Genomic DNA, 7,639 nt, shown 5'->3' on the forward strand with positions numbered 1-7,639 from the left:
TTAAACCCGCGTCCTTTGAGACAACTGAATAAGGTTTCAATTTCCCAGCGTAATGCATAATCCTGAATAGCATTGGCATTAAACTGAGGAGAAACGACGAGTAAAAGCTCTCCATTTTCTAACTGTAGTGCACTTATATATAGTTTCACCCGACCAACCAAAATCCGTCGTTTACGACATTCAATTTGACCAACTTTAAGATGGCGAAATAAATCACTAATTTTATGATTCTTTCCTAAATGATTGGTGACAATGAAGTTTTTTTAACACGAATGCAGAAGTTGATGTCTTGTTCAATTAACCATGTAAACCACTGCTCACCGATAAACTCTCTGTCTGCGAACACATTCACAATACGGTCTTTACCAAAAATGGCTATAAAGCGTTGAATCAAAGCAATACGCTCTTTCGTATCTGAATTTCCACGTTTATTAAGCAATGTCCAAAGGATAGGTATCGCTATTCCACGATAAACGATTGCGAGCATCAGGATATTAATATTTCGTTTTCCCCATTTCCAATTGGTTCTATCTAAAGTCAGTTGCACTTGGTCGAATGAAAACATATTGAAAATCAACTGAGAAATTTGACGATAATCAAAATACTGACCTGCAAAGAAGCGCTGCATACGTCGATAAAATGATTGTGGTAAGCACTTGATGGGCAAGGCTTTAGATGCAGAAGAAAGATTACATGTTTGCTTTAAAATAATCACAAGCATGATGAGCGCAAAGCACTTTAAATGTGACTTGTTCCATTTTAGATATTTGTTTAAGATAAGATATAACTCATTGAGATGTGTCATAGTATTCGTCGTTAGAAAACAATTATTATGACATTATTTCAATGAGTTATCTATTTTTGTCGTGTACAGAGAACAAACTTACATGTCCGTTATGCTTTTGAGTACCGATCAGATCCTCAGCGTTTTCCGACAAAAGAACGTGATTGATAATAATTGGACTGCTCAATTACCATGGCCAAGGCACATTGTCCTTGCTGAATTTTGGTATAGTTTCCAGCACGGATACGACCACATTGCTTGTCCAGTCTGGATTCAAACAGGGCATAATGGTTTTTTACTACAGCAGCATTATTTGCGTTTAATTTAAGATAATTTTTATAGCTTTTTTTCAAGATTTTAGTCTGCCCTTTTAATTCCTTGGCAATACATTTTTCAGTCTTGGTACGGTCACCATAGGTGAACTTCATACACTGTGAATATTCCCTTGAATAATCCTGAGCTGCTTGTGTATGTACAGCTGTACCTGCCAGAATAGCAGTTAATAACCATGCAAAACGCATACATTCCCCTTTGCCAAATTGGCATGATGCTTACAATCGCACTCATCAATTTTGTTTTAAGTTATATTCCGATACTACCTGAGTCCAGTGAAAATTCCTATTCCTTTATAAGCATCGATTTTATGCAAATGAGCAATTGAAACTCTCAGAATTGTCCCCATTATAGAGCGAAGATATACAAGTAAACGAGTTGAATGTTATGAGCTACAAGCATAACAACCTGATGGCCATGCGCCTGAATTATTGGGATGATGTACAGTCTCATAACGTGCGGCAGGAAAAGGCATTTTTGCAAGACATGTTAATTCAGCAGGGTGTTTTTCAGCAGGCAACATTAGAAGATGCACGCTATCTGTTTTTTAGTTTGCCCAGTATCGTGATTGTTAAAGGTTATGCTCTGGGCTTTCAGCATGAGTCCGTGATTACATTGATTCAACAGCACATTCAAACAAATATCCAACAGTTGCAACAAAGAACTGAATTAAAAATTCAATTTCAGATGCCATAATGCCGTGGCTAATATAAATACAGGTCATCGAGCCTGATCATGTTTAGCGTAAATTCAATCTGTTAAAACTTTTTTAATACGTGAAGACAGGTTAATATCCGCTACAATGATTTATTCTGCTATATGCTGGGAAAGGATTTATTCTACATGTCAGATCAGAACGATAAGCTCAAACAACTGAAAACCTCATCCATGGATCGACGCTTATCGATCGCCAAGGCATCCCTACTTGCAGGCACCCGTTGGGCAGCATCAAATGCCACTTCAATGTTCTCGAGTGAAGAAGAGAAAGAGAAAAAACGTAAAAAAGCCATGAAAGAACAGGCGGATTATCTGGTTGCAGAAATCGGCAAGCTGAAAGGTTCTATCGTCAAGATTGGCCAGATGATGGCGCTCTATGGCGAACATTTTCTGCCTGAAGAAATCACTCAGGCATTAAATACATTAAATAATAAGACTGTAGCCTTGGCCTGGCCTGCGATTAAAGCGCAGTTACAAGCGCAGCTTGGTGCAAAACTTGATGATTTAACTATTGATCATGAACCTTTAGGAACAGCCTCACTGGCTCAGGTACATCGCGCCAAACGCAAATCTGACGGACTGGAACTGGTACTGAAAATCCAGTATCCAGGCGTTGCAGAAGCGATTGACTCAGATATGAGCCTGTTTAAAAACATGCTCAAATTGACCCGTATGGTGCCGCAAACCCGTGAATTTGATCAATGGTTTGATGAAGTTCGTGAAATGATGCATCGTGAAGTGGACTACAAAATTGAAGCTGCGACAACCCGCCGTTTCCGTCAACGTCTGCAAAATGATCCACGTTATATCGTACCGACCATTATTGAAGATTACTCGACCGATCGCGTGCTCTGTATGACCTATGAGCGTGGTGTACCAATCAATAGTCCGGTCATGCTGTCTCTGCCACAGGAACGTCGTAATAAACTCGGTGAAGCTTCCTTAGAAATCGCAGTACGCGAGATTTTCGAATGGGGCGAAATGCAGACTGACCCGAACTTCGGGAATTATCTGGTACGTTTGGGCAATGGTGATGACGCACAGGATAAAATTGTCCTGCTCGACTTCGGTGCAATCCGTCAGTTTGACCAGCATCTGCTCAATGTAGCGCGTAATCTGATTCAAGCGGGTTATCATCATGATTCAGATATGATGGTCAAAGCCATGACTGGTTATGAATTCTTTGACTCGATTCCGCAAAGCATCAAACCGGATATGGCCAAGGTTTTCTTGCTGGCCACTGAAGCATTTAGCTCGCCAATGAACAATAAAGACCTGCCAGCCGGCGTAATGGATGCACAAGATCGCTATGACTGGAAAAAGAGTCAGTTGCATAGCCGTGTCATGCAACAAGCCTCTAAATCGATGGCATCACGTTATTTCAGCGTCCCACCGAAAGAGTTTATGTTCATCAGCCGTAAATTTATTGGGGCTTATACCTTTATGACCGTGATTGATGCCAAAACCAATGTGCGTGCCATGATCAAGAAACATCTCTAAATGGTATCAAGTGATATTTTAAGTTGACCCGGTTGATTTCTGTCATCCGGGTCAATTTCTTGCATTTTAATATTTTTGAATAATATAATTATATTAATAATTTCATAAACTTGTTAGCAAATTTTATAGAATAAATTCACTTCATTATTGTCAATCAATCATGTCATTCCTGACATGGTTTTTTATCAGGCAACCTGTCAGCATAATTCTGAAAATACCTAAAACATTTATAACAGGATAATGATAATGAGCAATATGGTAAATAAGGCCCAAGGAGTTGGCTTATCCATACTGACTAAAATTGCAGGCAGTGAGCTACTGGATCAGTTTAAGCTACGAAAATTCGTTGAAAAGTCCCTGTATCAAAGCTCTAAGGCAGGTTTTAAAACCCTAAGCCAGACACAAAAGCTGCTGAAATCAGGACAAAAAATTAAAAAACAGCGCCTGCCAAATCAGAATAAATCCCTGTTTGATCTTAGCCTGACTGAAGAGCAGCAGATGACCGTAGATGCAATGGAGCAGTTCTCAGCCGAAGTACTTTATCCGCTTGCTCACGATGCAGATCACGCTGAAATCTTTCCAGAGGTTCTGTGGCAACATGGTACCGACTTAGGACTTAACTTCTATGCCTTACCTGAGTCCTTAGGTGGTGTAGCGACTGAAAAGAATATTGTAAGCAATGTGCTGATTGCCGAACATCTCGCTAAAGGAGACTTTAGCCTGACTGCTGGCCTGCTCTCAACCTTTAGTGTGATTAATGCCCTGACTCAATGGGGCTCAGAACAGATTCAATCCGACTATCTGGCTTCTTTCGCAAATGATAAAGGTATTCGAGCCACATTTGCCATGCAGGAAAATATACCGGCTTTCAATCCTTTTAGGCTTACAACCCAAGCAACACCACACCAAGATCATTATCTGATTCAGGGTGAAAAAACACTGGTCTTACTCGCAGCCAGTGCAGACATCTATCTGGTCAGTGCCATGCTCAATGGTCAGCCGGATGTATTTGTGGTGCAACGTGATCCGAGCATCAGTATTCAAAAGTCAGCTGCGATGGGTCTTAAAGCAAATGAAACTGCCACACTGCATTTCGACAATACACCAGCACAACGTCTCGGTGATGAAGATTTTGATTACGCCGCTTTTATTGATCTAGGTAATCTGATGTGGTGTGCCATGGCTGTCGGTACCTGCGAGGCTGTCAGGAAATACTGTATTCAATATGCCAATGAACGTACAGCGTTTGGTGAACCTATTTCCCATCGTCAAGGGGTTGCTTTCATGATTGCCGATATGGCAATTGAAACAGATGCTATGCGTATGCTGGTGCTAAACGCTGCCAGTCTTGCAGAAGCAGGTAAGCCTTTCCATCGTGAGGCATATTTGGCCCGTATTCTCTGCGCAGAAAAATCAATGCAGATTGGCACAGATGGCGTGCAAATCCTGGGTGGACATGGCTATACCCGTGAACATCCTGTGGAACGCTGGTATCGTGACTTACGCGCGACTGCTGTCATTCAAAGTGGGCTGCATGCCTGATCATTGACATGAATATGGAATAATTATAATGAATCTGCAAAATCCAAAAAAATTTAAATTACTGATTGATCAGGCCCATGAAGTTGCGCTGAATGTATTACGTCCAATTTCCCGTAAATATGACAAGGCTGAACATGCCTATCCTAAAGAACTGGATATGCTGGCTTCTGTTGTGGATGGCATGAATGCTGGTAGCGAAGGTATGAATGCTGGTGCCGCAGTCAATAAACGTGGTGATACGGATACGTCTAATAAAAATGGCGTCAACATGTCAACTGCACTGAGTATTATTGAGATGTGTTATGGCGATACAGGTCTGCTCCTGTCCATGCCACGCCAAGGTCTGGGTAACTCGGCAATTGCAGCGGTGGCAAATGAGGAACAATTGACACGTTTTGAAGGCACCTGGGCAGCAATGGCGATTACCGAGCCAGGTTGTGGTTCAGACTCTGCTGCAATCCGTACTACGGCAACCAAAGATGGTGATGACTATATCCTGAATGGCGAAAAAATCTTTGTCACCTCAGGTGAACGTGCAGATTCTGTAGTGGTGTGGGCAACTTTGGATAAAAGCCTGGGGCGTGCTGCAATCAAATCCTTTGTGGTACTCAAAGGTACGCCTGGGATGAAAGTCGAGCGTCTGGAACATAAACTTGGTATCAAAGCTTCGGATACCGCCGCAATCAGCTTTGTAGACTGTCGTGTGCCTGCGGCAAATCTGTTGGGTAATGCCGATATTGATGTTGCCAAAGGTTTTGCTGGCGTAATGGAAACCTTTGATAATACCCGACCACTGGTTGCTGCAATGGCAATTGGCTGTTCCAAAGCATCTCTAGAACGAATCAAAGAGATATTCAAAGACCAGCTAGATACGGATTACGGTACACCCTATTTACAGACCTCCTATATTGCAGCGCAGATTTACCGGATGGAAGCAGAATGGGAAGCAGCTAGACTGCTGATGCTCAAAGCAGCCTGGATGGCAGACAATCGTAAACCCAACTCTCGCGAAGCTTCAATTGCCAAAGCCAAGGCTGGTCGTATTGCTAATGAAATCACTTTAAAGTGCGTCGAGTTAGCATCTTCTGCAGGTTATAGCGAGACTGAGCTACTCGAAAAATGGGCTCGTGACTCAAAAATCCTCGATATCTTTGAAGGTACCCAGCAAATCCAACAGCTGATTATTGCTCGTCGTGAGCTGGGTAAATCATCTAGTGAGCTGAAGTAAGCCGTAGAATCTCTAACATGCTGACTTATTGATGGATTTATAAGCTAAAAAGATGGATTTTTTACAGTTTTAGGACTATAAAATTTCCATCTTTTTTTACATTTTATGATTTATGTATTCTATTCGACCGATCCAGCCTAAAGATAATCCCCAAATTGCCAAAATTATTCGTGAAGTTTCTATTGAATTTGGTCTTGCTGCTGAATCCGGTTTTGCAGTAGGTGATTCTATTCTGGACAGCTTATATCAGGTTTATCAACAACCAAACGCTGCTTACTGGGTTATTGTCGATGAAGATGATCAAATTTATGGTGGTGGTGGCATTGCTCCCTTACAAGGTGATAATAGCATTCTAGAAATCCAGAAAATGTATTTCCTCCCAGCCATTCGTCAACATGGGTTTGCCAAACAGATTTTGAATCTGGCTTTTGATTTCGCACAGCAACAGAAATTTCATAAGATTTATCTGGAAACGACAAAATCCCTTTGGCAAGCTGTCAAACTCTATGAAAAACTGGGCTTTGAACATCTGGCATATCCTGAAGGAAATACGGGGCATAGTGAAGCGTGTGAAATCTGGATGCTGAAAACTATATAAAATATGCCTCAAGTAAAGATCAAGCCAAAAAGCTGCAAAAATTATTGTAGCTCAGGTTTAAAAGGCTAATCAGCTTGACGCTGAACAGTTCATTTTTTAGTATCAAATTAATTTTATAATGCGGATATTTAATTTTGACCTACTTTAAGTCCTTTCCCTTAAAACGTCTTTTATCTCATTTTTTTACACCTTCGCATTTCAAACGACTCATCCTCCTAGGTAATGCAATCACTTTAACTGCATGTTCTTCTTTAGGTGGAGGTTCCATAGAAAAACGCTCAGCTAAACTTTCCAAAGGGATACAAAATGCATATTCTATCTCTCCAGAAACAGCAAATCGCGTATCGCCACTAATTATTAAAAGTGCCGAACAGCACAATTTAGATCCACTCTTAGTCGCAGCAGTAATCCGACAAGAATCTACCTATCGTCCGTATGTCAGCTCATCCGCTGGTGCTGTAGGTTTAATGCAAATTATTCCACGTTATTGGCAAAGTAGTTGTGGAGCTGATTTATTCCATGAAGCCACCAATGTCCAATGTGGCTCCTATATATTAGCGCGTTATCAACAATCTGCAGGCGACTTAAAAAAGGGACTAGGATATTATAATGTCGGTCCATCTGGTTTTGAAAATAATCGCAAGATGCGTAAGCAAGGTAAAAAATACGCTAAACAGGTACTTAATCATAAAAAACGTTAAAAAATTCAATTTAGTTTTTCTAATAGATGTAATTAAGCATAATTATAGATTATGCTGGCTTTGTTGCACAAACCTATCTGTAAAGGCTTTTTTAGCGATATAATTTTCAAATGAAGAAGCCTACACACAAAATCTACCGCACAACCAATTGGCCCGCATATAACCGAGCACTCATGAGTCGCGGAAATATTGCCATTTGGTTTGATCCTGCTACGCAATGGTATGCTCCATCAAAA

At 40.9% G+C, this 7,639-nt stretch carries 7 protein-coding genes and 2 pseudogenes; 7 read left to right on the top strand and 2 right to left on the bottom strand.

The window, feature by feature from the left end; translation table 11 throughout:
• Together HADU_RS10710 and HADU_RS10715 are read right to left on the bottom strand one after the other, a co-directional pair.
• Window positions 1–805: pseudogene (locus tag HADU_RS10710) on the bottom strand (IS4-like element ISAba1 family transposase); the annotation flags it as partial.
• A gap of 116 nt (window positions 806–921) precedes the next feature.
• Complete coding sequence (locus HADU_RS10715) at window positions 922–1,305, bottom strand: hypothetical protein (protein WP_008306263.1); 384 nt, start codon at window positions 1,303–1,305, stop codon at window positions 922–924.
• A gap of 199 nt (window positions 1,306–1,504) precedes the next feature.
• Here HADU_RS10715 and HADU_RS10720 point away from each other — a divergent pair, with 199 nt between their 5' ends.
• From HADU_RS10720 to HADU_RS15550, 7 genes and pseudogenes are all read left to right on the top strand, one after another.
• Window positions 1,505–1,813, top strand: a complete 309-nt coding sequence (locus HADU_RS10720; RefSeq protein WP_008306264.1) for a hypothetical protein — start codon at window positions 1,505–1,507, stop codon at window positions 1,811–1,813.
• A gap of 147 nt (window positions 1,814–1,960) precedes the next feature.
• On the top strand, window positions 1,961–3,334 hold the full coding sequence (locus HADU_RS10725; RefSeq protein WP_008306265.1) for an ABC1 kinase family protein: 1,374 nt from the start codon (window positions 1,961–1,963) through the stop codon (window positions 3,332–3,334).
• 246 nt (window positions 3,335–3,580) lie between these two features.
• A complete protein-coding gene (locus tag HADU_RS10730) occupies window positions 3,581–4,876 on the top strand; it encodes an acyl-CoA dehydrogenase family protein (protein WP_008306266.1) in 1,296 nt (431 codons plus the stop codon).
• 28 nt (window positions 4,877–4,904) lie between these two features.
• A complete protein-coding gene (locus HADU_RS10735) occupies window positions 4,905–6,104 on the top strand; it encodes an acyl-CoA dehydrogenase family protein (protein ID WP_008306267.1) in 1,200 nt (399 codons plus the stop codon).
• Window positions 6,105–6,216: 112 nt separating this feature from the next.
• Window positions 6,217–6,702 (top strand): GNAT family N-acetyltransferase, encoded by a 486-nt coding sequence (locus HADU_RS10740; RefSeq protein WP_008306269.1) that lies wholly within the window; start codon window positions 6,217–6,219, stop codon window positions 6,700–6,702.
• Window positions 6,703–6,836: 134 nt separating this feature from the next.
• Window positions 6,837–7,403 carry a lytic transglycosylase domain-containing protein gene (locus HADU_RS10745; RefSeq protein WP_008306271.1) on the top strand — a complete coding sequence of 189 codons (567 nt, stop codon included), beginning with the start codon at window positions 6,837–6,839 and terminating at the stop codon, window positions 7,401–7,403.
• 110 nt (window positions 7,404–7,513) lie between these two features.
• Window positions 7,514–7,639, top strand: a pseudogene (locus HADU_RS15550) (IS5/IS1182 family transposase); the annotation flags it as partial.

Origin of the sequence: Acinetobacter sp. HA, assembly GCF_000264725.1 — a bacterium.
GTDB classification, from domain to species: Bacteria; Pseudomonadota; Gammaproteobacteria; order Pseudomonadales; family Moraxellaceae; genus Acinetobacter; species Acinetobacter schindleri.

Coding starts and splice junctions, on each gene's coding strand:
- HADU_RS10715 (WP_008306263.1), bottom strand. CDS start 1,305: ATGCGTTTTGCATGGTTATTAACTGCTATTCTGGCAGGTACAGCTGTA.
- HADU_RS10720 (WP_008306264.1), top strand. CDS start 1,505: ATGAGCTACAAGCATAACAACCTGATGGCCATGCGCCTGAATTATTGG.
- HADU_RS10725 (WP_008306265.1), top strand. CDS start 1,961: ATGTCAGATCAGAACGATAAGCTCAAACAACTGAAAACCTCATCCATG.
- HADU_RS10730 (WP_008306266.1), top strand. CDS start 3,581: ATGAGCAATATGGTAAATAAGGCCCAAGGAGTTGGCTTATCCATACTG.
- HADU_RS10735 (WP_008306267.1), top strand. CDS start 4,905: ATGAATCTGCAAAATCCAAAAAAATTTAAATTACTGATTGATCAGGCC.
- HADU_RS10740 (WP_008306269.1), top strand. CDS start 6,217: ATGTATTCTATTCGACCGATCCAGCCTAAAGATAATCCCCAAATTGCC.